Consider the following 22397-nt stretch of genomic DNA (forward strand, 5'->3'; position numbering starts at 1 on the left):
GGGCCTTGCGGCGGGCCAGCGCCGGGTCGCGTCCGACGAGCCGTGTCACATCGCGCTGAGCAGCACCATCACGACCGTGGTCGCCGCGGTGGAGCCGAGGAAGCCGCACAGGGCCGCCTTGAACGAGTGGGGGCCGGCCACGGCAGCGTCGGTGCGGGCGGCGGTCTCGGTGCGGACGGTGGTGGAGGTCATCGGTGTCGGGTCCTGAAAGCTGTGGGCTGCGGGGCAGCGCGTGATGACAGTGATGGGCGAAGCAGGCTCGGCCTTATGTGCGGGACCGCACGCGGTCAGTCGCAGCGGAAGGCGCGCTTCTCCTGGCGCACGGAGCGCAGGGCGCCCCTGAGGTCGATGGCGGCGAGGGCGAGGCCGCAATCGTCGAAGCGGTCGCGGGCATCCTCGTAGCGGTCCTCGACGTCCCCGAGGGTGTCGCAGACCCGGTCGCGGTCGCCGAGTCGCGCCTCCTGGCGGGCCTGGAAGCGCAACGCCGCCGCCTCATCGAGCTTGCGCTGGGCCGGGACGCAGGCCGGCTGGGCGAGCGACGGGGCCGCTGCCGCGACGACAAGCGCGGCCGTTAGCGGGCACAAGAAGGAACGTGACAAACACCACATCGGCGATACTCGTCGAGATCTGGGATGCGCAGTGCGGCGTCTCGGTCTCTTCGCTGGAGACCTGCGGCACTGCTCGAACTGGCATCCGAGAAACGGCGCCGTGCCGAACGGGTTCCGCGCAAAGCTGCCCAGAAGTTGGTCAGGCCGAGCTTGCGGCCGGACGCCGCCGCCGGGCCGCCAAGATCGTGCCGAGGGCGACCGGCCGGTACTCCCAGGCATCGACGCCGACGTCGTATTGCCGGGTCACGGGCTTCAGCTTGCCGTGCGAGTGGCCGTGCAGGTTGATCACCCCGCGCCCCATGCGGTTCCACGTGCGGAAGGCGTAGTGGCACAGCACGAGGTGATGCTCGTCGACGTCGATCTCGGCGTAATGCGCCACCGAGGCCCAGCCCGGCGCCGCGAGGGTGGCCGGGCCGTCGTTGTTGCCGATGATCAGGTGCTTCTCGCCGTGCAGTCCGGCCAGGAGGGTGGCGATGCGCTCAGGGGCCGGACCGAGCGCGACGTCGCCGAGGTGCCAGACGGTGTCGCCCGGCGCCACGGTCTCGTTCCAGCGCGCCGTCAGCGCCTCGTCGTGCGCGGGAATGTCCGGATAGGGCCTGCGGTCGATGCGCAGGACCCGCGGGTCGCCGAAATGCGTGTCGCTGGTGAAGTAGACGGCCATGCCGGCAGCCTATCGGCTCGCCGCGCTACTGGAAGCGCAGCGGCACCGAGAAGCTCTGCTGCGCCACCGTGACGCCGTCGGGCGCGGCCGGCAGGGAGCCGCTGGCGGCCGCCAGCGCCGCCGCGTCGAGGCTGCCGTTGCCGCTGCTGCCGACGAGCGAGGCGCCGAGCACGCGGCCAGAGCGCGCCACCGTGAAGCGGATCGTCACCGTGCCGCCGCCGCCGCCGGGATTGCGCACCCGGCCGCGAATCGCGCTCTGGATCTGCTGGCCCCAGATCCGCATCGCGCCCGGATCGGCCGCGGCGGGCGCGGCGGCGCTGCCGGCCGCGTTCTGGCGCGACGCGTAGGCGGTGCTGCGGCGCTGGCGCTGCGGCTCCGTCGCGCGCTCGGCGGCGGGCTTGGGCGGATCGCGGCGCACCTCGCGCACGGGCTTCGGCGGCGGGGGCTTCTTCGCCTCCACGGGCTTCGGCACGGGCTTGGGCTTGGGCGGCTTCGGCGGCTTGGGCTCTTCCACAGGGCGCGCGACCATGGCCGGCGGCGGCGGGACCGCGGCCTGCGCGGCCTCGCTGGTGGAGGTGATGACCTGCTCCTGCGGCGGCTCCACCGCCTGCACGGCCTCGGGCGGCACCTCGGCGACGGTCTCGGGCGGCCTCGTCTCGGTCACGGGCTCGGGCGGGAGCGCCTCGGTCACCGTCTCCGGGGGCTTCGTCTCGGTCACGGTCTCCGGAGGCGTTTCGGCCACGGTGTCGGGCGGCTTGACCTCGCTCAGCTCGGTCGGCGGCTCGATGGGCTTCTGCTCCGTCACGACATCGGCCGGGGGCGGGGTCGATTCCGTGTCCTGGGCCTCGCTCGGGACCTCCACCGCTTCGAGGGGCGGCGCGAGGTCGATCGTCACCTCGTTCTCGCCGGGCGGCGTCGGGGGCGCGCCGCGCCAGTAGGTGATGACCCCGAGCGCACCGGCGTGCAACAGCAGGGCCACGAGGAAGGCCAGGGCGAGGCCCGGTCCCGGCTGCTGCGGGCCGTCCGTCGTCGCGCGGGTGGACATGCGGAACCTATTGGGGGGAGGGGGCCGGCAGCGTTGCCCCGCCGGGCGCGTTGGCGATGAGGGAGACCTTCGCGAAGCCCGCCTGGCCCACGAGGCCCATCACCTCCATCACCTTGCCGTAGGGCACGTCCTTGTCGCCGCGCACCAGCACGGTCTGGCCGGGATCCTCCGCCGCCACGGCCTTCAGGCGGGCGAGCGCGCCCTCGGGGGGCAGGGCCTCCTTGGCCAGGAAGGCGTGGCCGTCCTTGTCCACCGAGACGACCACGGGCTTCTTGTTCTCCGAGGTCTTGGCCGCGGCGGTCTTGGGCAGCTGCACCGGCACGCCGACCGTCATCAGCGGCGCGGCCACCATGAAGATGATCAGGAGCACGAGCATCACGTCGACCATCGGGGTGACGTTGATCTCGGAGAGCGGGGCGGCGTCGAAGTCATCCTCGTCGCCGGCGCCGCTCTGCAGGGGTCCCATGCCCATCGGGCGGTCTCCGGACTCTGAGCATCACGCGCCGGCAGGGTCACCGGTTCGGCGGCGCGATGATGCGGAACAGGAAGCTCAGCGGATCCGCCTCCGGGCGGGTCCGTGCGGCGGGGCTTACTCGGCGGCGCTGCGGGCGTGATGACTGCGGTCGCGCGCCAGCCGGTTGCCGAGGGTGCCGATGGCGGCCACGAAGGCGCCCTGCACCTTGGCGAGATCCCCCGAGAGCTTGTTGTAGGCGACCACGGCGGGAATCGCGACGACGAGGCCGATCGCGGTGGCGAACAACGCCTCGGCGATGCCCGGCGCCACCACCGCGAGGCTGGTGTCCTGGCTCTTCGCGATGGAGGCGAACGAGTTCATGATGCCCCAGACGGTGCCGAACAGGCCGACGAAGGGCGCCGCCGAGCCGGATGTGGCGAGCAGCGGAAGGCCGGTCTGCAGCCGCTTCAGGTCCTGGGTCAGCGCCGCGCGCATCGCCCGCTCGATCCGCTCGCGCCGCTCGGCGCGGGTCTCGGTCGGGTCCTGGTCGCGCCACGCCTCCTGGGCGGCGGCGACGACCCGCGCCGCGAGGCCGCGGCGCCCCTCCTCAAGGCCGCCGCCATTCGCCACCATCGCGGCGAAGGCCTTGGCCTGGCGGCGCGCCGCCGCGATCCGCACCATCTTGTCGATCACCACCGTCCAGCAGGCGATCGACGCCAGGACGAGCAGGATCATCACGCCCTTCACGATCGGGTCGGCCTGCAGGAAGAGGCCGACGAAGCTGAGGTCGTGGGCGGCGGCCGGGGCGGATGTCGGATCCATCGCGGATCTCCTCGAAGGCGGTGTGGGGACGCGGGCGCGAGGCCGCGGGAGGGGCGATCAGCGCACGAACGGCGCGGCGCCCTTGGCGGAAGCCGGCTCGATGCGCTCCAGGCAGGATTCGCGGCTGAGGTCGGCGCCCTCGCAGGCGACGACGTCGTTGAGGAGCAGCCGGCCGACCTGGGTGCAGGGCGCGGGGGCGATGTCGAACTGGCGCAGCACCGTCTTGCGGGCGGAGAGCGGCCCGAGTTCCACCAGCACCCGCTTCTGGGCGACACCGTCCGTATCGAAGGCGTAGAGGTCGAGCTTCATCGACTTGATCGGCCCGCCCTTGCCGTTCTCGACGAGGAGGACGGCGCGGCAGGCATCGCCGACGGTCTCAAGCTTGTTCAGCTCGACGCGCAGCGGCGTCTCCGGACCCTGAGCGAGGGCGGAGGCGACCATCACGACCGAGATCGCGAGGCAGAACAGGAGATCGAGGGCGAAGTGCCCGACCCGGGCACGGAACCACGGCATCCCTTGCGTGAACACGTCTGTCGTCTCCCCTCCGAGCCAGCCGGCATCCGGAGGCCCGTCCATCGGAAATCAGCACGCACGAAGCGTCCCGCGCCGCGCCTTCCCGATCCGGAAGAGGCCGCAGGTCCCATCCACCGGTCACAGGCCGGCAGCGCGCTCCGCTCTCGTTCGTGGGCCGGCCGGTCCGTCCCCCGGGCCGTCGGCGGGGATGCACTAGCCGAGATGGGCGCGCGGGATCAAGTCTCGCAGCGAAACTCAGAGTAGTTCCAGACTGTTATTGCGTCAGGCAAGGGTGTCAGGCGTGGCCGTTCGATTTCGCCCGGTTGCTGAACCGCGCGTTGCCGAGGCCGGTGCCGATGGTGAGAACGCCCCAGCGGGCGACGTCCCGCATGAACGGCACCTCGCTCAGGCCTTGCACGACCGCGTCATTGTGCATCACCACCATCACGGGATGGCCGCCGATGGGCGGCAGCCGCTCGCGCAGGGCCTCCGACAGGTTGAAGCGGCTGCTCTCCCAGTTTCCCGGCAGGTTCTGGCCGCCACGGCTGATCCGCCCGTCCGGCTCGATCAGGCCCGGGCAGCCGACCCCGATGAAGGGGGCGAGTCGGAGGCCGGCCTTGACGGCGCGGGCGACGAGGTCCTCCAGCATGGCGGCGAGCCGGGCCACCGCCACGTCGCGGTCGGGCGGCGGATCGTCGTCCCGGTGACGCCAGAGGGCCGAGCGCCAGACCGCGGCCCGGGACAGATCGGGCGCCTTGCGCAGGTTCGTGGCGACGATCCCGGCCCGGATGTTGGTGCCGCCGATATCCACCGCCACGAGGCTGTCGTAGCCGGAGAAGATCCACGATGGCGCGAGATGCACGGCACCGATCAGCCCGCCCTCGTCGTGGTGGTGCCGGATCGGCACCAGCGCGAGGTCGAGGCCCGCCGCCTTGAGGAGCACGCTCGCGCGGCCGATGGCGAGGCGCCCGACGCGGGAATCGCTCAGGCCCCCGCCGACCACGATCCGCTCCGTGTCGCGCCAGCCCTTCTGGCGCAGGAAGCGGCGCACCACGGTGGCGAGTTCCTGGGCAAAATCCTCCACGGCGCCCTGGACAACGCCCGCGGCCTCGGGCGGTCCCTCCAGGAGGAAGCGGTCGAAGGTCTTCTTCGCCATCGTCCGGCTCGGCTCCGGGCCGAGGGGATCCTCGCCGGTCCGGCGCAGGCGCTCGCGCCAATCCTCGATCAAGTCGCGGAAGGCGCCCTTGGTGACCCGGTCGCCGATGAAGCCCTCATCGTCGGGCTGGCGCAGCTCGATGTTGTAGCTGTCGACGAGGACGGCCGGCAGGCGGGCCGCCGCGTGGGGAATGTCCGACGCGACGACATCCTGGCTCGCGGCGTTCTGGCGTGCTGCCATCGGGCGTGCTGCCGTGCAGGAGGGCTGTCGGCCCCACGCCGGCCGGCGGGCGCCCGAGGCATAACGGGCGACCCGCGGAACGGTTCAGCTTGACGAGAGGCGCGCGTCATTTCTTCCCGGGGGACTTCGGGGCGCGCGATTCCTCGATCGCCTCGGCCTTGTCCTCGTCGGTGTCGCCCCCCTGGCCGATCGCCTTGCGGGGATTGTCGAGGAGGTCGCGCAGGATCGCGGCGACGCGCGCGCACTCGGCCGGATAGCCGAAGGCGTCGAGCACGATGCCGGCGTCGCGCAGCGTCCGCAGGTCGCGCACGGTCTGCTCGTTGGCGGGCTCGCGCAGCTGCGGCGCCTTGGCGATCTCGTCCTCCAGGCGCAGCCCGGCCACCGGACAGGCGGCGGGGGCCGGCTGGGCGGAGGCGAGCGCCGGGGCGAGGAGGCAGCCGGCGAGGACAAAGAGGGCGCGCATGGGACGTCGAGGCTCCGCGATTGGGCATCATTCACCGACGTGGCCACCGGTGCGGCGGCGAGAACGATGCAGGACCAGAGATCTTCGCGGAACGGCCCGGCCGTTCCTGCTCTAAGTCATTTCTATTCTTGAATTTTCTGCGACGAACCGGCGACCGCTTCGTCGGAGAATGTCTTAGTGATGCCCGAGGATGCGGTTGGCGAGCGCCGCGACCTCGCTCGGGCGGTAGGGTTTCGGCACGAAGACCGAATCGGCCACCGCCTCGCCCTCCGCCAGCCTATGCCGCCCTCCTGACGTGTAGACAACCGGCAGGTCCGGCCTGTGGCGCCGCGCCGCGCGCGCCAGCGTGACGCCGTCGGTGTTGCGGGCGAGGTCGATGTCGGTGAACAGCATGTCGACCCGCTCGCGCTGCAGGATGCGGCCGGCCTCGTGGGCGTCGGCGGCGGTCAGCACCCGGTAGCCCTCATCCTCGAAGGCGGCGGCGGCGAGTTCGCGGATCACGGGCTCGTCCTCGACCACCAGCACCGTCTCGGGTGCCGCGGTGCGGATCGGGGGCGGGATCAGGGCGGCGCAGGCAAGCTGGATCATGACGCAACTCCGACTCCAGACGGCGACGACCGCCTCGACCGTCGCCTGAGGAGAACGGCGACGCTCGCGGACCGTTCGAGGCCGATCCATCGAATTGCACCGGTGTGGTGAGCGAAGCCTTAACCCTGCGGGCCGGGCGGTTAAGCGCTGCCCTCCGCGCGCGCCCTCACCCTTGCGCCCCGCACGCCCATGTGACAGGCCGGTCGCCCCGACCCTTCGAGCGCGAGACCGCAGAGCATGAGCGCCACCGCCGCCCCGTCCCTGACCCAGGCCGTCACCGGGATCGCGGCCGGCGCCCACGTGACGGGCGCACACTGGCTCGGCGACACGGCCGCCCTGTCGCTCGGCGACGGGACGGTGCTGCTCGTCGCGCCCGGCGGGGAGGCACGGCGCGTCGCGGCCCATCCCGACGCCGGCATCCTGGTGGCCGCCGCGGACGGCCGGCGCCTCGTGACCGGGGGAGACGACGGCCGGATCGCCGTCACCACGGCGGATGGCGCCACCGACACGCTGGCGAGCGCCAAGGGCAGCGCCTGGATCGACGCGCTGGCGCTGCACCCGGACGGGGCCGTCGCCTTCGCGGCGGGCAAGCGGGTCACGGCGCGCGACGCCAAGGGCCGCGAGCGCCTCCACGAGGCGCCCTCCAGCGTGCGCGGCCTCGCCTTCGCGCCCAAGGGCTACCGGCTGGCGCTGGCCCACTACAACGGCGCCACGCTCTGGTACCCGAACCTCGACGCCACGCCCGAGGCGCTGAGCTGGAAGGGGTCGCACATCGACGCGACGTGGTCGCCGGACGGGCGCTTCGTCGTCACCACCATGCAGGAGAACGCGCTGCACGGCTGGCGCCTCCAGCCCGACCGCGGCCACATGCGGATGAGCGGCTACCCGGCCAAGGTGCGTTCCTTCGCGTGGTCTTCGGACGGGCAGTGGCTCGCCACGAGCGGGGCGGAGGCCGCGATCGTCTGGCCCTTCGACTCGAAGGAGGGCCCCACCGGCAAGCAGCCGCGCGAGTGCGGCGTGCGCCCGGCCCGGGTCTCGCGGGTGACCTTCCACCCACGCGCGCCGGTGCTGGCGATCGGCTACGAGGACGGCTGCATCCTCCTCGTGCGCTTCACGGACGCCTCCGAACTGCTGGTGCGGCCGGCCGTGAAGGGCAGCGGGGTCACGGCACTGGCCTGGGACGGGCGCGGCGACCACTTGGTCTTCGGCTGCGCGGACGGGGAGGCGGGCCTCCTGACGCTGCCGCGCTGACGAGATGGGCCTCCTCGACGCCTTCCGGCGCGCGCGGCCCGACGCCGCCGCGCGCGGGCGCGTGGCCGAGGCCGCGCGGCGGCTCGGCGGCTTCGGCCCCGAGGTCGCGCTCACGGTGAACGAGATCGTCTGTGCCGACCCGGCCTGCCCGGGCACCGAGACCGTCATCCTGATCCTGCGGCCGGGCGCGCGGGCGCAGGCCGTGAAGGTGGGCAAGCCCGTCGAGGGCGTGACCGAGGCGGATGTCGCGGCGGCGCTCGCGCCCCGCCCAGGCCGGGAGGCGGATCCATGACCTACGACCTCTACTACTGGCCCGGCCTCCAGGGGCGGGGCGAGTTCGTGCGCCTCGCCTTGGAAGAAGCGGGCGCGCCCTACCGCGACGTGGCGCGCTCGCAGGAAGCCGGGGGCTTCGAGGCCCTGCACGACCTCCTGGCCGAGGACGGCCCGCGTCCGGCCTTCGCCTGCCCGATCCTGCGGGACGGCGAACTGCTGATCGGCCAGACCGCCGCGATCCTGTTGCATCTCGGGCCGCGCCTCGACCTCGCGGGCGAGGGTGCCGCGGAGGCGATCCGCACGCATCAGATGCAGCTCACCATCGCGGATGCCGTGGGCGAGGTGCACGACACCCACCACCCGATCGCCGTGAGCCTGGCCTACGAGGAGCAGAAGCCCGAGGCCGCCCGGCGCGCCAGATCCTTCCGCGAGGAGCGGCTGCCGGCCTTCCTCGGCTGGTTCGAGCATGTCTTGAGGACGAACCCGGCCGGCCCCGGGCACCTCGTCGGCCGCCGCCTCACCTACGCCGACCTGTCGCTGTTCCAGCTCGTGGACGGGCTGCGCTACGCCTTTCCGGCCGCGACCGCGCGGGTGCTCGCCGGCACGCCGCACGTCGCGGGGCTGCACGAGGCGGTGGCCCGGCGTCCGCGCCTCGCCGCCTACCTGGCGAGCGCGCGGCGCGAGCCCTTCAACGAGCACGGCATCTTCCGGCACTACCCGGAACTCGACGGTTAGGCCGGAGCCAGGTCGAGGCGGCGGGCGGGGCTTCGCCAAGCGCCGCCCTGATGGCAGAAGCACCCGAAGAGGCCGCTTCCCGGCCTCGCGAAAGGACACGGCATGACGGTGTCGAGCGACGACGACCTGACCGGGCTGCAGCAGATCGGGCGCATCGTCGCCGACGCCCTGGAGGCGATGGGCAAGGCCATCGAGCCCGGCATGACCACGCGCGACCTCGACCGGATCGGGCGCGGCGTCATGGAGGCGGCCGGCGCGCGCCCGGCCCCGGAGATGGTCTACGGCTTTCCCGGCGCGACCTGCATCAGCGTCAACGAAGAAATCGCGCACGGCATCCCGGGCGACCGCGCGATCCGGCCGGGGGACTTGGTCAACATCGACGTGTCGGCGGAGAAGGACGGCTACTTCGCCGATACCGGGGCCTCGTTCGCCGTGCCGCCCGTGACGCGCGCGGCCGAGCGGCTGTGCAAGGACGGGCGCCGGGCGATGTGGACGGGCCTGCGTCAGGTCGGGGCCGGCAAGCCGCTGGCGGGCATCGGGCAGGCCGTGGGCGCCTTCGCGCGCAAGAACGGCTACACCCTGGTGCGCAACCTCGCCAGCCACGGCGTCGGCCGGTCGCTGCACGAGGAGCCGACCGAGATCGCCACGTGGCCGGACGCCTCCGAGCGCCGGATCATGACGGACGGGCTCGTCTTCACGGTGGAGCCCTTCCTGTCCCTCGGCGCCGAGTTCGCCGGGGACGGCGACGATCCCTGGACCCTCTACAGCCGGCCCCAGGCCCTCACGGTTCAGTACGAGCATACCGTCGTCGCCACCCGCGACGGGCCGCTGATCCTCACCCTGCCGGCCCGTTAGGAGCGCGGTCGCGCAGCCCCGGACCCTTTGGTTCTCCGACCCCTTGCGAAACCTGCCCGCCGCTGTCACTGCCCCGAGGGCCGGACGGAGGATCTGTGGTGGAGTACGGGACGTGAGGGTCGCATCGGTGATCGCGGAGCGCGTGGCCGTGCCGGCGGGGGCGGCCGGCGGCGTCGCGATGATGCTGCTCGGCGTGCTGCTCTTCGCCATGAACGACACGATGGGGAAGTGGCTGGTCGGCACCTACGCGGTCGGCCAGATCATGCTGGTGCGCAGCGTGTCCGGCCTCTGCATCATGGCCCCGGCCATCCGCCGCGCCGGCCTCGGCGCGTTCAAGGGGGCGCCGCGCCCGGGCCTGCAGGTGCTGCGGGCGGCCTGCTCCACGCTCGAAGCGTCGCTCTTCTTCTGGGGCGTCAGCACGCTGCCGCTGGCGGAGGTCATGACCTACTACATGGCGGGTCCGATCTACGTCACGGCCCTGTCGCCCCTGCTGCTCGGCGAGCGCGTGGGCTGGCGGCGGTGGGCGGCGGTCGTCGGGGGCTTCGGCGGCGTCGTGCTCGCCCTGCATCCCTCGCCCGGCTCGATCTCGTTCGGCGCCGTCTGTGCCCTGGCCGGCAGCTTCTTCTACGCGCTCTTCCTCATCACCACGCGCAAGCTGGCGGAGGTTCCCGGGACCGTCCTGATGACGGGCCAGCTCGTCTCCGCCCTCGTCTTCGGCTCCGCCCTGGTGCTGGCGTATGGCTGGGCCTCGCCGAGCGCCCTGGATCTCGCGCTGATGCTCCTCCTCGGCGTCGGGTCGCTGTTCGGCAACCTCTGCGTCAACCAGTCCCTGCGCATGGCGCCGGCCACGACCGTGGTCCCCTACCAGTACACCCTGATCCTCTGGGGGATGCTGTTCGGCTACGTCTTCTTCGGCGAGGTGATCGGGCCGCTCACCCTCGCGGGGGCCGGCATCATCGTGGCGAGCGGCCTGTTCATCTTCCTGCGCGAGCAGCAATTGCTGCGGCGCGAGCCGGGCCGGCGTCGGACCGCTCTCCCGCCGACGATCGCGAAGACGCATGATCTCGACTGACCGGGCGTCCGCGTCCGCACCGGCCGCCGGGCGGTCATTGCGGCGTGCGGGTGCCACGCCTCAAGGATCGCGCAGCTCCGGATGGGCCTCCAAGAGATCGTCGGCCCACTCGCCCGCGCTCTCGTGGCCCAGTTCCTCCGCCTGCCGGAAGCGCCGGTAGGCCTGGCGCGGGTCGGCCGCGACACCCTGCCCGTCGAGGTGCTTGCGGGCGAGCCAGTAGGCGGCCGACGCGCTCCCGAGGCAGGCCGCCCGCTCGTAGAGGCGCACCGCCCGTCCGGCATCCGGCAGCACCGTCTCGCCGTCGTCGTACTGGACCGCGAGGTTGTAGACCGCCCGCCCGTCGTCGCAGGCGGCGGCGCGGCGGTTCCAGTACAGGAAGCGCAGGGCGCTGCGCCGCAGGTGCGTGCCGGTGGCGTAGGCGTGGGCGAGGCCGAGCATGGCGTCGGTGTCGCCGCGCGCCGCCCCCTTGCGCAGCCACGCGAGGCCTGCGGCGGGATCCTTCGGCACGCCGCCCTGGCCCGCGAGGTAGAAGCGGCCGAGATTGTTCATCGCGGTGCCGCAGCCGAGCGCCGCGGCGCGCTCGTAGTAGCGGCGCGCCATGTCGAGGCTGCGCGGCAGCTCGTGCCCGTGCTGGTACATGCTGCCGATGTTGTTGAGGGCGTCGGGCTGGTCGGCCTCTTCCGCGAGGCGGTACCAGTGCAGTGCGCGGCGGCGGTCGCAGGGCATCCCGTCGTAGCCCTGGTCGAAGATGTCGCCGACCACGTAGGCCGCCTCGCCGTCGCCGTCCTCGGCAAGCCGCATCACCTCCTCGATCGGCCGCGCATAGAGCGGATCCCAGGGCGGCGTCGGCGGCGCCGCGAAGCGGAGGCGCTCCAGCACGCGGTCGGCCAGGGTGTTGACGAGCCTCATGGCGCGGATGGCTGCGGCGGGCACGGGGCCCGATCCCGCCAGGATGCCGAGGTTGCGGCGGGGATCAACCCCGCCGAGGTGGTACCGTGTGTGCCCGCTCACGCGCGCGGCTGGCAGGTCTCGCAGAAGAAGGTGGAGCGCCCGCCCTGCACCAGCCGCCGGACCACCCCGCGGCAGCCCCGCGCCGTGCAGGCCAGCCCCTCGCGGTCGTAGACCCGGAAGGTGTTCTGAAATTCGCCCTTGCTGCCGTCCGTGTGGGCGTAGTCCCGAAGGGTGGAGCCGCCCGCCGCCACCGCCTCGGTGAGCACGTCTCGGATCACCGTGGCGAGGCGGCCCGCCGCCTTGGTCGGGCGCCCGGCCGCGTCGGCGAGGCTGCCGGCCGGCGCCTCCGGATGCAGCCGCGCCCGGTGCAGCGCCTCGCAGACGTAGATGTTGCCCAAGCCCGCGATCAGGCGCTGGTCGAGAAGCGCCGCCTTGAGCGGGGTGCGCTTGCCCGCGAACAGGCGCGCCACCGTCTCGCCCGACAATTCATTGCCCAGCGGCTCGATGCCCATGCCGGCGAAGTGGCGGCAGGTGGCGAGGTCGGCCGAGGAAACAAGGTCCATGAAGCCGAAGCGGCGCACGTCGTTGTAGGTCACGCGCGCGCCGTTCGAGAGCCCGAAGATGACGTGGTCGTGCTTGGACTGCCCGAGCGCCCCCTCGAGGTAGAAGTCGCCGGGCGAGACCTGGCGCCCGTCCGGCAGCGTCACGTCGAAGCGCCCGCTCATGCCGAGGTGCATGATCAGCGCCTCGCCCGACGAGAGGTCGGCGATCAGATACTTGGCGCGCCGCGACAGGGCCTCGACCCGCCGGCCGGTGAGCCGCGCGGCGAAATCCGGGGGGAGGGGGAAGCGCAGATTCGGCCGGGCGAGGCGCACCTCGGAGAAATGCGCTCCGACTAGGGCGGGTTCGAGGCCGCGGCGCACGGTCTCGACTTCGGGCAGTTCGGGCATGGCACTCCGGGACGAACGTGTCGGGACTGGCGCGAAGAACCGCACCCGCCGGCCTGCGCCCTAGATGGTGATTCCGCCGCTCACCCGCTATGGAGGCGGCGGCGAGAGGACGGCGAGGGGACCAACACCATGGCTGCCGACGAGAGCCGGACCGATTTCGGCTTCACGCGCGTGCCCCTCGACGAGAAGCAGGGGCGCGTCAACGAGGTCTTCCGTTCGGTCGCCCAGCGCTACGACCTGATGAACGACCTGATGTCGGGCGGGCTGCACCGGGCCTGGAAGAGCGCCCTGATCTCGACCCTGCGTCCTTCGCGCACCCGGTCCTTCGATCTCCTCGACGTGGCGGGCGGCACCGGCGACATCGCCTTCCGGGCGCTGGAGGCGGGCGGTCCCGACACCCGCGTCACCGTGCTCGACATCAACGACGCGATGCTCGGCGTGGGGCGCGAGAGGGCGGGCGGGCGATTCGGCGGGCGCATCGCCTTCGTGGCCGGCAACGCCGAGGCGCTGCCGCTGCCGGACCGGTCCTTCGACGCCTACACCATCGCCTTCGGCATCCGGAACGTGCCGCGCATCGAGCGGGCGCTGGCGGAGGCCCACCGGGTGCTGCGGGTCGGCGGGCGCTTCCTGTGCCTCGAATTCTCGCATGTCGACGTGCCGGGGCTGGACCGGATCTACGACGCCTACTCGTTCCGGGTGATCCCCCGCCTCGGCGAATGGGTGGCGGGCGACAAGGAATCCTACCGCTACCTCGTCGAATCGATCCGCCGCTTCCCGACGCCCGGCGCCTTCGAGGGCCTGATCGCGGAGGCGGGCTTCGCGCGGGTCAGCCATCGCCGGCTGAGCGGCGGCATCTGCGCCATCCATTCGGGCTGGAAGCTCGCGTGAGCGCCCGTCCGATCGGAGTCCGCCCGTCTTGCTGAGCGCCGTCATCCACCTCGTGCGCGGCCTGTGGGTCGGCTGGGTGATGGCGCGCGAGGGCGCCCTTGCCTTCGTCGACGCCGCCGCCCTGCCGCCGCACCTGCGGGTCTTCCTGCGGCTCGGCCGCCGGCTGGAGCGTCGCGGCCTCGGCCCCACCGCGCGGCTGCCCGCCGCGCTGACGCGGCTCGGCCCGTCCTACGTCAAGTTCGGGCAGTTCCTGGCGACGCGCCCCGACATCGTCGGCGTCGCCGCCGCGCGGGACCTGGAGCGGCTGCAGGACCGGGTGCCGCCCTTCCCGCAGGCGATCGCGGTCGCCACGGTGGAAGAGGCGCTGGGCCGGCCGATCACCGCCCTTTTTCTGTCCTTCAGCGAGCCGATCGCCGCGGCCTCCATCGCCCAGGTCCACAAGGCTCAGCTGCGGGAGCCGAACGGGTCGGAGCGGACCATCGCCGTGAAGGTGATGCGGCCGGGCGTCCGCGAGCGCTTCACCCGCGACATCCAGGCCATGCGCTTCATGGCGCGGGTCATGGAGCTCCTGCGCCCGGAGGCCGAGCGGCTACGCCCGCGCGAGGTTGTGGAGACCCTGGCCCGGTCCGTGGCGATGGAGATGGACCTGCGCCTGGAGGCGGCCGCCCTCTCGGAATTCGCCGAGAACATCAAGGGCGACACCGACTTCCGGGTGCCCCAGCCGATCTGGGAGCTGACCGGCCGCGACGTGCTGGCGAGCGAGTGGATCGACGGCATCCGCCTCAACGATCGGTCCGCCATCGTGGAGGCCGGGCACGACGTGGCGGCGCTCGGGCGCACGGTGATCCAGTCCTTCCTGCGCCACGCGATCCGGGACGGCTTCTTCCACGCCGACATGCACCCGGGCAACCTGTTCGTGGACCCGATGGGCCGGCTCGCGGCGGTGGATTTCGGCATCATGGGGCGGCTCGGCATCAAGGAGCGCCGCTTCCTCGCCGAGATCCTGCTCGGCTTCATCCTGCGCGACTACCGGCGCGTGGCCGAGGTGCATTTCGAGGCGGGCTACGTGCCCGGCCACCACTCGGTCGACGATTTCGCGCAGGCGATCCGCGCCATCGGCGAGCCGATCCACCAGCGCCGGGCCGACGAGATCTCGATGGCCAAGGTGCTGACGCTCCTGTTCGACGTCACGGCGCTGTTCGACATGAGCACGCGCACCGAACTGGTGATGCTGCAGAAGACCATGGTGGTGGTGGAGGGCGTGGGGCGCTCGCTCGATCCGCGCCTCGACATGTGGACGACCGCCGAGCCGGTGGTGCGCACGTGGCTCGCCCGCAACCTCGGGCCGATCGGCCGCGTGGAGCAGGTGGGCCGCGCCGCGCTGACGCTGGCGGACGTGCTGGCGGACGCCCCCGACCTGTCGCAGCGCCTCAAGCGCCTGCTGATTCGCCTCGACGAAAACGCCCCGCGCGAGGGCGTCCGGCTGGAGCGGCGGTTGCGGGCCGAGGCGCGGCGGGCGGTCTGGTCGACGCTCGGGCTGTGGGCCATCGCCGGGGCGGTGCTGCTGCTCGCCCTGCGCTGAATCCGCCGGGCGACGGTGATCCTTGGCGGCTCGGTCGCTGGATCGGAATTCGGCGGATCCGCACAACCTCCCCTCAGGCGACGAGCGGAGCCTGGCTTGCTGATGGCATATCAGCCTTGATATAACAGGCGGCGTGTCGTGACGGGCAAGCATCGGCCGCTCAGGCGGCTCATCTTCATCGCGTCGAGCCGCAAGGACTTGATCGGGTTTCCGGACGAGGCCCGCCAGGATGTCGGCCACGCCCTCTACCTCGCCCAGGCGGGAGAGCGAGCGCCGGCCGCCAAGGTCCTGAAGGGTTTCGGTGGGGGAGGCGTGATCGAGATCGTCGAGGATCACGATGGCGACACCTACCGCTGCGTCTACACGGTCCGCCTGGAACACGCGGTTTATGTCCTGCATGCGTTCAAGAAGAAGTCGAAGCGCGGAGCCAAAACGCCGAAGCCCGACATGGACCTGATCCGGTCGCGGCTCCGCGAGGCCGAGGAGTACGATCGGACCGCATTCCCGCCGTCGAAGGCCGCCGAGACGCCGGAGAGGAGCACGTCATGAGCACTGAGGACGCCCCGAGCGCCTTCCATGAACTCGGGCTGCCGGATGCCGACGAGTTGGTGGCGAAGTCGCGTCTCCTCCGGTTCGTCGCCGAAGAGATTCGGCGCCGCGGTCTGACGCAGAAGGAAGCCGGAGACCTGCTCAGCCTCGACCAGCCCAACGTCTCGGCCCTGATGAACGAGAAGCTCAGCCGGTTTTCCGTGCAGAAGCTCATGCGGCTCGTCGGCCGCCTCGGGTACAAGGTCTCGATCCACGTCGAGGGCAGCGGTGTCGCCTTCGATGTGCCTTATCCGGAAGCCGCCTGAGGTGCGACGACTCGCATGACCCTGCCCCTCGCGAACCGGCGGGTGCTGCTCGTGATCGGGGGCGGCATCGCGGCCTACAAGTCGCTCGATCTGATCCGGCGCCTGCGCGAGCGCGGGGCCGCGGTGCGCTGCGTGCTCACCAAGGGCGCGCAATCCTTCGTGACGCCGCTGGCCGCCGGCGCGCTGTCGGGCGAGCGGGCGCATACCGACCTGTTCGACCGCGAGGACGAGGCCGATATCGGGCATATCAGGCTCGCCCGGCAGGCCGACGCCGTGGTGGTGGCGCCCGCCACCGCCAACATGATGGCGCGAATGGCGGGCGGCCACGCGGACGATCTCGCGGCGACGGTGCTGCTCGCCACCACCCTGCCGATCCTGATCGCCCCGGCCATGAACGTGCGGATGTGGCTGCACCCGGCGACGCAGCGCAACCTCGCGCTCCTGCGCCAGGACGGCGTTGCGGTGGTGGGGCCGAATATCGGGGCGATGGCGGAGGCCGAGACCGGGCCGGGCCGCCTGGCCGAGCCGCAGGAGATCGTCGCGGCGCTGGTGGCGATGCTGGAGGGCCGCGCCGCGCCGGCTCAGCTCGCGGGCCGCCACGTCCTCGTGACCTCAGGGCCGACCCACGAGCCGATCGACCCGGTGCGCTACATCGCCAACCGCTCGTCCGGCAAGCAGGGCCACGCCATCGCGGCCGCGGCCGCGGAGGCCGGGGCGCGCGTCACGCTGGTCTCCGGGCCGGTGACCCTGCCCGATCCGGCCGGCGTCGCCGTGGTCCGCGTCGAGACCGCGCGGGCGATGCTGGCGGCCGTGGAGGCGGCCCTGCCGGCCGACATCGCGGTCTTCGCCGCGGCCGTCGCCGACTGGCGCCCCGCCGCCGAGACGGGGGAGAAGATCAAGAAGGGACCGGGCGGGCCGCCCGGCCTCGCGCTCACCGAGAATCCCGACATCCTGGCCACCATCGCGCAGCGCGCCGCGGGGCGCCCGCCGCTCGTCGTCGGCTTCGCGGCCGAGACGCAGGCGGTGGTGGACAACGCGCGCGCCAAGATCGCCCGCAAGGGCTGCGACCTGATCGTCGCCAACGACGTCTCGGCGGCGACCGGCGTGATGGGCGGGGACCGCAACACCGTGCTGCTCGTCGGCCGCGACGGGTCGGTGGAGACCTGGCCCACGCTCGACAAGGACGAGGTCGCCCGCCGCCTCGTCGCGCGCCTGGCCGCCCTCGCGGGCGCCTGAGGGAGCGTGCGGGCGATGCACTATACCGCAGGCGGCGCGGGTTGGCGCAGGCCGGCGCGGGATTAGCTTTCGGGACTCGCGTGCGCCGGAGGCTCCATGCCCGTCATCCTCGTCGTCGCCCTCGTCTGCGCCTCCTCGATCGCCGCGAAGGACTGCACCCGCGAGACCGCGCAGGACGTGATCACCGCGCCGGCCCACACGCCGCAGGAATGCCTGCTGATGGGGCCGACGCTGGTGGCCGGCGCCGGCCGCAGCGAGGACCGGACCACCTACGTCAAGACGCTGTGCGAGCGCCGGCGCTGACCGGCGCGCTGGGTCAACCGACCCCGTACAGACCCTTGTGGGCGTCGCGCAGCAGGTTCTTCTGCACCTTGCCCATGGTGTTGCGGGGCAATTCGTCGGCGAACAGGATGCGCTTCGGCAGCTTGAACTTGGCGAGCCGCGCCTCCAGGGCCTGCAGGATCTCGGCCTCGCTCGGGCTCGCGCCGGGCCGGCGCACCACCACGGCGGTGACGCCCTCGCCGAAATCCTGGTGGGCGAGCCCGATCACCGCCGATTCGAGCACGCCCGGCAGCGCATCGATCTCGGTCTCGATCTCCTTCGGGTAGACGTTGTAGCCGCCCGTGATGATCAGGTCCTTGCCGCGCCCGACGATGTGGACGTAGCCGCGCGCGTCCACCTTGCCGAGGTCGCCGGTGATGAAGAAGCCGTCGGTCTTGAACTCGGCCGCTGTTTTTTCCGGCATGCGCCAGTAGCCCTTGAACACGTTGGGGCCGCGCACCTCGATCATGCCGACTTCTTCGGCCGGCAGGGCCGCGCCGGTCTCCGGATCGACCACCCGCAGGTCCACGCTCGGCAGCGGGAAGCCGACCGTTCCCGCCACCCTGTCCCCATCGTAGGGATTCGAGGTGTTCATGTTGGTCTCGGTCATCCCGTAGCGTTCGAGGATGGCGTGGCCGGTGCGCTCGCGCCACTCGCGGTGGGTCTCGGCGAGCAGCGGCGCCGAGCCCGAGACGAACAGGCGCATCCGGCGCGTCGCCTCCGGCGTCAGGCCCGGCTCCTTGAGCAGGCGGGTGTAGAAGGTCGGCACGCCCATCATCACGCTCGCCCGCTCCATCAGCGCGAGCATGCGCGGCGGATCCAGCCGGGGCAGGAAGATCATCGCGGCGCCGGCCATCAGCACGGTGTTGGTCGCCACGAACAGGCCGTGGGTGTGAAAAACCGGCAGGGCGTGGATCAGCACGTCGTCGGCGGTGAAGCGCCACGTCTCGACGAGCGTCAGGGCGTTCGACGCGAGGTTGTCGTGGCTCAGCATGGCGCCCTTCGAGCGCCCGGTGGTGCCCGAGGTGTAGAGAATCGCCGCGAGGTCGTCGGGGCCGCGCGCCACGTCGGCGAAGGCGCCAGTCTGCCCGGCGGCCTCGGCCGCCATCGTGCCCTCGCCCGCGGCGTCGAGCGTGCCGACCTGCGGCACGCCGGCCGCCTGCGCCACCGGCTTCATCGCGTCGAGCCGGCCGGGATCGCACACGAACAGGGCGGGCTCGGCATCCCCGAGGAAGTAGGCGATCTCGGCCGGCGTGTAGGCGGTGTTGAGCGGCAGGAACACCGCCCCCGCCCGCACGCAGCCGAGATAGAGCGCCAGCACGGCCGGGCTCTTTTCCACCTGCACGGCGACCCGGTCGCCCGGCTTGACGCCGAGACCCGCGAGCGCCGCGGCGTAGCGCGCCGAGGCCGCGATGAGATCGGCGTAGCTCCAGCGCAGGCCCTCCAGGGTCTCTAGGAAGGGCCGCGAGGACGGATCGCCCGGGAGGCGGGCGCGGATGAGGTCGAACAGATGGTTGCTCATGGAGGGATCCGGGTCTGGGCCGCCGCGCGGGCGGGCGCGGCGTCCGTCTGTGGCTCGGCATCCCCTCTCCCCGCCCGGGGGAGGGGGGCGCATCAGGCGTCGGCGAGTTTGTCCGCCTTGGCGGGCGGCAGGTTCTGGCGCAGCTCGCGGTTGACCGCGATCGAGGCCGAGACCGTGCCGAGGTTGGCGTAGGTCTCGTGGTTCTTCTCAATCGCCGCGAGATCGTAGAGGTAGTTCACCATCAGGCCGTGCGACTGCGCGAGCCCCTTGGGCGAGACGTCCCCGAGGTGGTTGAGCCGCTCCAGCCGGGCGCCGTTGCCGAGGTGGAAGCGGGCCACCGGATCCACCGGCTTGCCGCGCGGCGTCTTGGCGCGCAGGAAGTAGTAGGCGGCGGCCGGGATCAGCGCCTTGCGCACCGCCTCGGCGCTCGCCTTGTCGGCGTGCCAGCCCGGTCGGTCGAGGAGGCGCAGGGTCTCGGCGTCCTCCCGGGTGAGGCCCTGGGGCGCCTCCGCGCGGCGCTCGCGGTCGAGCCAGGTGCCGAAGCCCGGCACCGGCGAGAGCGTCACGAAGGTCTTGAGCGCCGGCATCTCGCGGCAGAGATCCTCCACCACCTGCTTGATCAGGAAGTTGCCGAACGTGACGCCGGCCAAGCCCTTCTGGCAGTTGGAGATCGAGTAGAAGACCGCGGTGGTCGCCTCCCGCGAGGCCATCGGCTGGCGCTCGCCCGCCAGGATCGGGCCGATCGCCGAGGCGATGCCGGTGGTCAGCGCCACCTCGACGAAGATCAGCGGCTCGTCCACCAGCGCCGGGTGGAAGAAGGCGAAGCAGCGCCGGTCCGAGGGCTCGATGCGGCGGCGCAGGTCGTCCCAGCCGGAGATCTCGTGAACGGCCTCGTAGCGGATGATCTTTTCCAGGATGTGGGCCGGCGTGGTCCAGTCGATGCGGTGCAGGACCAGGAAGCCGCGGTTGAACCACGAGGCGAACAGGTGCTCGTAATCCGAGTCGAGGCTGGCGACGGCCTCGACGAGGGCGGCATCGCGCTCCTTTCCGGTCTTCAGGGCGTCGCGCAGGGTGAACAGGTCCTCGCGCATCCGCACCAGGGCGAGCGTCCCGTCCCGGGCGAGGTTGAGGCGGCGGATCAGCTCCTGCGAGCGCGGCTCGGCCGCCTCGTGCAGGCGGCTCAGGGCCGCGCGGGTCGGGGCCGCCCGATAGGCGACGATGGCGCTCTCGACCTCGGTCGCATCCGCTCCGAAATCGACCGCGATCCGGCGCAGGAAGTCGTGCCGCTCGGCCGGCGTGAAGGTGGCGTAGCGGTCGAGGATGATGCGCGCGAGCGCCACGCCGGACGCCTCGCCGCGCCGCGAGATCAGGTCCTCGCACAGCTTCACGAGGTCGGGGACGCTCGCCCGCGAGAGCACCTCGCCGCGGCCGAACGGGATCAGCCCGCGGCCCCGGTCGGTGATGCTCTGGAGGAGGTCGCCGAGGAAGGAGATCGCCACCATGTCGCCCTGCTGCCATCCCTGCCGCTTGCCCGTCGCGGGCACGTCTCCTGCCGGGGGTTCGCCCCCGGACAGATAGGGCTCCGCCTCCGCGGCGGAGGGGGGAGGCGCGCGCCGTCCCCAGAGTTTCGCTGCCCGGTCTGTCATCGGCCGACTCCCTGCCGCCCGGCGGGCGAGGCCCGGGCAGCCGCATCGCGATCCGGAACGGACGCGGAGCATCGCGATTCTGTATGTGCCGGTCGCGCTTCACACCGTGCTGCGCGATCGCCCTGCACACACAAAAGACCGGTCTTGCATATTTTGTCAACCGGCGCGCATACTCAAAGCCGAGAGGGAGGCGGACCCGCATGAACCACACGCAGCGCCTGCGGCAGACGATCGAGGACGAGATCGTCGACGGCGTCAGGACGCCCGGGGAGCGCCTCGACGAGGTGCAGCTCGCCGAGCGGTTCGGCGTGTCGCGCACGCCGATCCGCGAGGCGCTGCTGCAGCTCGCGATGACCGGATTGATCGAGGTGAAGCCGCGCCGCGGCGCCGTGGTGAGCACGCCCGATCCGGCGCGGCTCCTGGAGATGTTCGAGACGATGGCGGAGCTGGAGGCGGCCTGCGCCCGGCTCGCGGCCCGGCGCCTCACCCCGCCGCATCAGGCGGAGCTGACCGCCGCGCTCGAGGCCTGCCGGCAGGCCGCCGAGACCGGCGACACCACGGCCTACTACGCCGAGAATACCGTCTTCCACGCGGTGATCTACCGGGCGTCGCGCAACGGCTTCCTGTGCGAGCAGGCCACGGCGCTCAGCCGCCGGCTCGCCCCGTTCCGGCGCATCCAGCTGCGGGTGCGCAACCGGCTCGGCCAGTCCTTCGCCGAGCATGCGGCTGCCGTAGAGGCGATCCTGGCCGGCGACGAGGCGCTGGCCGCAGAGCGCATGCGCGCGCACGTGATCGTGCAGGGCGACCGCTTCTCCGATCTGATCCTGGGCCTGCGCCGCGACAGCGCGGCCGCCTGAGGGGGTTCACTCGTCCCGGTCGGGGAGGGGGCTGAGCTCGATCCGGTCGGCGCGCTCGCGCCAATCCTCGACGCCGTGATGGCGGGCGAACCGGATCGCGGCCGCGCGCTGGGCGCGTTCCGCGTTGCGGGCACGGGTGATCTCGACCGTTCCGACCATGAACGGCACCCCCATGATCTCCTTCGCGAACAGAACGCGGTATTGCGACATCGCCCGACCTCTCGCAGACGGAGATCGCGTCGACGGCGGGGCCACCTTCCCCAGGGTTTCCCCTCTCGCGGATCCTCGGCCGACTGGCGGGTCCGCGCGGACGGCTGCCCGGCCGGTCGCGATCGTGAAAAGTATCGGCGCAACACGCGCCGGGACCAAGCGAAATTTGCGTCCGTGGCCCGACACCCATCTGGTGACGATCCTGCCGGTGCGCAACCGCACGCGCCGATGCGGGGCAGCCATGCCGCCCGGGCGGGTGGGCCGCGCGCCCCGGGCCGGAGCCGGGCGGGTGCGGCGCGCTATTCTCCGGAGCACCTCCCGGGATCCCGCATGCCGTCCTTGTCCGCCGCGGCCTCCGCCGCGCCCGCGCCGCTCACCGCCGCCACGCGCCTCAGCCTCAGCCTGATCGCGGGCGGAGCGGTGGCGAACATCTACTACAACCAGCCGCTGCTCGCGGTGCTGGCGCAAGAATTCGGGGCATCGGCGTCGAGCCTCGTGCCCACCGCGACGCTCGCGGGCTACGGCCTCGGCATCCTCGGTCTCGTGCCGATGGGAGACCGCTACCCGCGCCGCAGCCTGATCGTCGGACAACTGCTCGTGCTGGCGGCGGCCCTGCTCGCCGCCGCCGCCGCCCCGGGCCTGGG

General features: G+C 72.4%; 27 protein-coding genes and 1 pseudogene. 13 read left to right on the top strand and 15 right to left on the bottom strand.

All coding sequences use genetic code 11. From position 1 onward, the window contains the following. Positions 1-45 precede the first annotated feature (45 nt). From ACKUB9_RS23630 to ACKUB9_RS23675, 10 genes are all read right to left on the bottom strand, one after another. Complete coding sequence (locus ACKUB9_RS23630; protein ID WP_407527516.1) at positions 46-192, bottom strand: hypothetical protein; 147 nt, start codon at positions 190-192, stop codon at positions 46-48. A 95-nt stretch (positions 193-287) separates the two neighbouring features. Further along, entirely contained in the window at positions 288-599 is a 312-nt protein-coding gene (locus ACKUB9_RS23635) for a hypothetical protein (protein ID WP_407527519.1), read from the bottom strand. Between the two features lie 148 nt (positions 600-747). Continuing rightward, on the bottom strand, positions 748-1269 hold the full coding sequence (locus ACKUB9_RS23640; protein ID WP_407527522.1) for a metallophosphoesterase family protein: 522 nt from the start codon (positions 1267-1269) through the stop codon (positions 748-750). A 25-nt stretch (positions 1270-1294) separates the two neighbouring features. After that, a complete protein-coding gene (locus ACKUB9_RS23645; RefSeq protein WP_407527526.1) occupies positions 1295-2314 on the bottom strand; it encodes a TonB family protein in 1020 nt (339 codons plus the stop codon). Between the two features lie 7 nt (positions 2315-2321). Then, positions 2322-2786: a protein TolR gene (gene tolR / locus ACKUB9_RS23650; protein WP_407527529.1), complete on the bottom strand. Its 465-nt coding sequence runs from the start codon at positions 2784-2786 to the stop codon at positions 2322-2324. Positions 2787-2903: 117 nt separating this feature from the next. Beyond that, complete coding sequence (locus tag ACKUB9_RS23655) at positions 2904-3590, bottom strand: MotA/TolQ/ExbB proton channel family protein (protein WP_407527532.1); 687 nt, start codon at positions 3588-3590, stop codon at positions 2904-2906. Positions 3591-3647: 57 nt separating this feature from the next. Next, a complete protein-coding gene (locus ACKUB9_RS23660) occupies positions 3648-4118 on the bottom strand; it encodes a Tat pathway signal protein (protein ID WP_407527534.1) in 471 nt (156 codons plus the stop codon). A gap of 280 nt (positions 4119-4398) precedes the next feature. Next, positions 4399-5499, bottom strand: coding sequence for an ROK family protein (locus ACKUB9_RS23665; RefSeq protein ID WP_407527537.1), 1101 nt, complete (start codon positions 5497-5499; stop codon positions 4399-4401). A 106-nt stretch (positions 5500-5605) separates the two neighbouring features. Then, positions 5606-5962: a photosystem reaction center subunit H gene (locus ACKUB9_RS23670; RefSeq protein ID WP_407527539.1), complete on the bottom strand. Its 357-nt coding sequence runs from the start codon at positions 5960-5962 to the stop codon at positions 5606-5608. 174 nt (positions 5963-6136) lie between these two features. Further along, positions 6137-6550, bottom strand: coding sequence for a response regulator (locus tag ACKUB9_RS23675; protein ID WP_407527542.1), 414 nt, complete (start codon positions 6548-6550; stop codon positions 6137-6139). Between the two features lie 237 nt (positions 6551-6787). On the opposite strand from ACKUB9_RS23675, the gene ACKUB9_RS23680 reads away from it, so the two are divergent. From ACKUB9_RS23680 to ACKUB9_RS23700, 5 genes are all read left to right on the top strand, one after another. Further along, a complete protein-coding gene (locus tag ACKUB9_RS23680; protein ID WP_407527545.1) occupies positions 6788-7801 on the top strand; it encodes a WD40 repeat domain-containing protein in 1014 nt (337 codons plus the stop codon). Positions 7802-7805: 4 nt separating this feature from the next. Then, entirely contained in the window at positions 7806-8093 is a 288-nt protein-coding gene (locus tag ACKUB9_RS23685; RefSeq protein ID WP_407527548.1) for a hypothetical protein, read from the top strand. Next, entirely contained in the window at positions 8090-8809 is a 720-nt protein-coding gene (locus ACKUB9_RS23690; RefSeq protein WP_407527550.1) for a glutathione S-transferase, read from the top strand. The genes ACKUB9_RS23685 and ACKUB9_RS23690 overlap by 4 nt, the downstream gene beginning before the upstream one ends. Before the next feature lie 102 nt (positions 8810-8911). Continuing rightward, a complete protein-coding gene (map, locus tag ACKUB9_RS23695; RefSeq protein WP_407527553.1) occupies positions 8912-9664 on the top strand; it encodes a type I methionyl aminopeptidase in 753 nt (250 codons plus the stop codon). Between the two features lie 112 nt (positions 9665-9776). Beyond that, the gene (locus ACKUB9_RS23700; RefSeq protein WP_407527556.1) at positions 9777-10736 is read left to right on the top strand and encodes a DMT family transporter; all 960 of its coding nucleotides are present in this window, start codon (positions 9777-9779) and stop codon (positions 10734-10736) included. A 60-nt stretch (positions 10737-10796) separates the two neighbouring features. Here the strand turns inward: ACKUB9_RS23700 and ACKUB9_RS23705 are convergent, their stop codons facing one another. Together ACKUB9_RS23705 and mutM are read right to left on the bottom strand one after the other, a co-directional pair. Beyond that, complete coding sequence (locus ACKUB9_RS23705; protein ID WP_407527559.1) at positions 10797-11669, bottom strand: tetratricopeptide repeat protein; 873 nt, start codon at positions 11667-11669, stop codon at positions 10797-10799. Between the two features lie 74 nt (positions 11670-11743). Then, positions 11744-12637 carry a bifunctional DNA-formamidopyrimidine glycosylase/DNA-(apurinic or apyrimidinic site) lyase gene (gene mutM / locus ACKUB9_RS23710; protein WP_407527562.1) on the bottom strand — a complete coding sequence of 298 codons (894 nt, stop codon included), beginning with the start codon at positions 12635-12637 and terminating at the stop codon, positions 11744-11746. 129 nt (positions 12638-12766) lie between these two features. Here mutM and ubiE point away from each other — a divergent pair, with 129 nt between their 5' ends. From ubiE to ACKUB9_RS23740, 6 genes are all read left to right on the top strand, one after another. Further along, on the top strand, positions 12767-13525 hold the full coding sequence (ubiE, locus tag ACKUB9_RS23715; RefSeq protein WP_407527565.1) for a bifunctional demethylmenaquinone methyltransferase/2-methoxy-6-polyprenyl-1,4-benzoquinol methylase UbiE: 759 nt from the start codon (positions 12767-12769) through the stop codon (positions 13523-13525). A gap of 28 nt (positions 13526-13553) precedes the next feature. Further along, entirely contained in the window at positions 13554-15107 is a 1554-nt protein-coding gene (ubiB, locus tag ACKUB9_RS23720) for a 2-polyprenylphenol 6-hydroxylase (protein ID WP_407527568.1), read from the top strand. Between the two features lie 138 nt (positions 15108-15245). Further along, entirely contained in the window at positions 15246-15656 is a 411-nt protein-coding gene (locus tag ACKUB9_RS23725) for a type II toxin-antitoxin system RelE/ParE family toxin (protein WP_407527570.1), read from the top strand. Then, positions 15653-15961, top strand: a complete 309-nt coding sequence (locus ACKUB9_RS23730) for a helix-turn-helix transcriptional regulator (RefSeq protein WP_407527572.1) — start codon at positions 15653-15655, stop codon at positions 15959-15961. Before ACKUB9_RS23725 ends, ACKUB9_RS23730 begins: the two co-directional genes overlap by 4 nt. 15 nt (positions 15962-15976) lie before the next feature. Next, on the top strand, positions 15977-17197 hold the full coding sequence (gene coaBC, locus ACKUB9_RS23735) for a bifunctional phosphopantothenoylcysteine decarboxylase/phosphopantothenate--cysteine ligase CoaBC (protein ID WP_407527575.1): 1221 nt from the start codon (positions 15977-15979) through the stop codon (positions 17195-17197). A 96-nt stretch (positions 17198-17293) separates the two neighbouring features. Next, positions 17294-17500 (top strand): hypothetical protein, encoded by a 207-nt coding sequence (locus ACKUB9_RS23740; RefSeq protein WP_407527578.1) that lies wholly within the window; start codon positions 17294-17296, stop codon positions 17498-17500. Positions 17501-17513: 13 nt separating this feature from the next. Here the strand turns inward: ACKUB9_RS23740 and ACKUB9_RS23745 are convergent, their stop codons facing one another. Together ACKUB9_RS23745 and ACKUB9_RS23750 are read right to left on the bottom strand one after the other, a co-directional pair. Continuing rightward, complete coding sequence (locus ACKUB9_RS23745; protein ID WP_407527581.1) at positions 17514-19040, bottom strand: malonate--CoA ligase; 1527 nt, start codon at positions 19038-19040, stop codon at positions 17514-17516. Positions 19041-19132: 92 nt separating this feature from the next. After that, the gene (locus ACKUB9_RS23750; protein ID WP_407527614.1) at positions 19133-20542 is read right to left on the bottom strand and encodes a malonyl-CoA decarboxylase; all 1410 of its coding nucleotides are present in this window, start codon (positions 20540-20542) and stop codon (positions 19133-19135) included. A 344-nt stretch (positions 20543-20886) separates the two neighbouring features. Between ACKUB9_RS23750 and ACKUB9_RS23755 the strand changes: the two genes are divergently transcribed. Beyond that, positions 20887-21543, top strand: a complete 657-nt coding sequence (locus tag ACKUB9_RS23755) for a GntR family transcriptional regulator (RefSeq protein ID WP_407527583.1) — start codon at positions 20887-20889, stop codon at positions 21541-21543. Positions 21544-21549: 6 nt separating this feature from the next. Here ACKUB9_RS23755 and ACKUB9_RS23760 read toward each other — a convergent pair whose 3' ends face one another. After that, positions 21550-21753, bottom strand: a complete 204-nt coding sequence (locus ACKUB9_RS23760) for a hypothetical protein (protein WP_407527586.1) — start codon at positions 21751-21753, stop codon at positions 21550-21552. Between the two features lie 330 nt (positions 21754-22083). On the opposite strand from ACKUB9_RS23760, the pseudogene ACKUB9_RS23765 reads away from it, so the two are divergent. Next, positions 22084-22397, top strand: a pseudogene (locus ACKUB9_RS23765) (MFS transporter); the annotation flags it as partial.

It is taken from the genome of Methylobacterium oryzisoli (genome assembly GCF_046557895.1).
In the GTDB taxonomy this organism is placed as follows: domain Bacteria; phylum Pseudomonadota; class Alphaproteobacteria; order Rhizobiales; family Beijerinckiaceae; genus Methylobacterium; species Methylobacterium oryzisoli.

What these genes read in the sequence shown, in the direction of transcription:
- ACKUB9_RS23630 (WP_407527516.1), bottom strand. Translation starts at nt 192, where the DNA reads ATGACCTCCACCACCGTCCGCACCGAGACCGCCGCCCGCACCGACGCT.
- ACKUB9_RS23640 (WP_407527522.1), bottom strand. Translation starts at nt 1,269, where the DNA reads ATGGCCGTCTACTTCACCAGCGACACGCATTTCGGCGACCCGCGGGTC.
- ACKUB9_RS23645 (WP_407527526.1), bottom strand. Translation starts at nt 2,314, where the DNA reads ATGTCCACCCGCGCGACGACGGACGGCCCGCAGCAGCCGGGACCGGGC.
- tolR (WP_407527529.1), bottom strand. Translation starts at nt 2,786, where the DNA reads ATGGGCATGGGACCCCTGCAGAGCGGCGCCGGCGACGAGGATGACTTC.
- ACKUB9_RS23655 (WP_407527532.1), bottom strand. Translation starts at nt 3,590, where the DNA reads ATGGATCCGACATCCGCCCCGGCCGCCGCCCACGACCTCAGCTTCGTC.
- ACKUB9_RS23665 (WP_407527537.1), bottom strand. Translation starts at nt 5,499, where the DNA reads ATGGCAGCACGCCAGAACGCCGCGAGCCAGGATGTCGTCGCGTCGGAC.
- ACKUB9_RS23670 (WP_407527539.1), bottom strand. Translation starts at nt 5,962, where the DNA reads ATGCGCGCCCTCTTTGTCCTCGCCGGCTGCCTCCTCGCCCCGGCGCTC.
- ACKUB9_RS23675 (WP_407527542.1), bottom strand. Translation starts at nt 6,550, where the DNA reads ATGATCCAGCTTGCCTGCGCCGCCCTGATCCCGCCCCCGATCCGCACC.
- ACKUB9_RS23680 (WP_407527545.1), top strand. Translation starts at nt 6,788, where the DNA reads ATGAGCGCCACCGCCGCCCCGTCCCTGACCCAGGCCGTCACCGGGATC.
- ACKUB9_RS23685 (WP_407527548.1), top strand. Translation starts at nt 7,806, where the DNA reads ATGGGCCTCCTCGACGCCTTCCGGCGCGCGCGGCCCGACGCCGCCGCG.
- ACKUB9_RS23690 (WP_407527550.1), top strand. Translation starts at nt 8,090, where the DNA reads ATGACCTACGACCTCTACTACTGGCCCGGCCTCCAGGGGCGGGGCGAG.
- map (WP_407527553.1), top strand. Translation starts at nt 8,912, where the DNA reads ATGACGGTGTCGAGCGACGACGACCTGACCGGGCTGCAGCAGATCGGG.
- mutM (WP_407527562.1), bottom strand. Translation starts at nt 12,637, where the DNA reads ATGCCCGAACTGCCCGAAGTCGAGACCGTGCGCCGCGGCCTCGAACCC.
- ubiE (WP_407527565.1), top strand. Translation starts at nt 12,767, where the DNA reads ATGGCTGCCGACGAGAGCCGGACCGATTTCGGCTTCACGCGCGTGCCC.
- ACKUB9_RS23730 (WP_407527572.1), top strand. Translation starts at nt 15,653, where the DNA reads ATGAGCACTGAGGACGCCCCGAGCGCCTTCCATGAACTCGGGCTGCCG.
- coaBC (WP_407527575.1), top strand. Translation starts at nt 15,977, where the DNA reads ATGACCCTGCCCCTCGCGAACCGGCGGGTGCTGCTCGTGATCGGGGGC.
- ACKUB9_RS23740 (WP_407527578.1), top strand. Translation starts at nt 17,294, where the DNA reads ATGCCCGTCATCCTCGTCGTCGCCCTCGTCTGCGCCTCCTCGATCGCC.
- ACKUB9_RS23745 (WP_407527581.1), bottom strand. Translation starts at nt 19,040, where the DNA reads ATGAGCAACCATCTGTTCGACCTCATCCGCGCCCGCCTCCCGGGCGAT.
- ACKUB9_RS23750 (WP_407527614.1), bottom strand. Translation starts at nt 20,542, where the DNA reads ATGGTGGCGATCTCCTTCCTCGGCGACCTCCTCCAGAGCATCACCGAC.
- ACKUB9_RS23755 (WP_407527583.1), top strand. Translation starts at nt 20,887, where the DNA reads ATGAACCACACGCAGCGCCTGCGGCAGACGATCGAGGACGAGATCGTC.
- ACKUB9_RS23760 (WP_407527586.1), bottom strand. Translation starts at nt 21,753, where the DNA reads ATGTCGCAATACCGCGTTCTGTTCGCGAAGGAGATCATGGGGGTGCCG.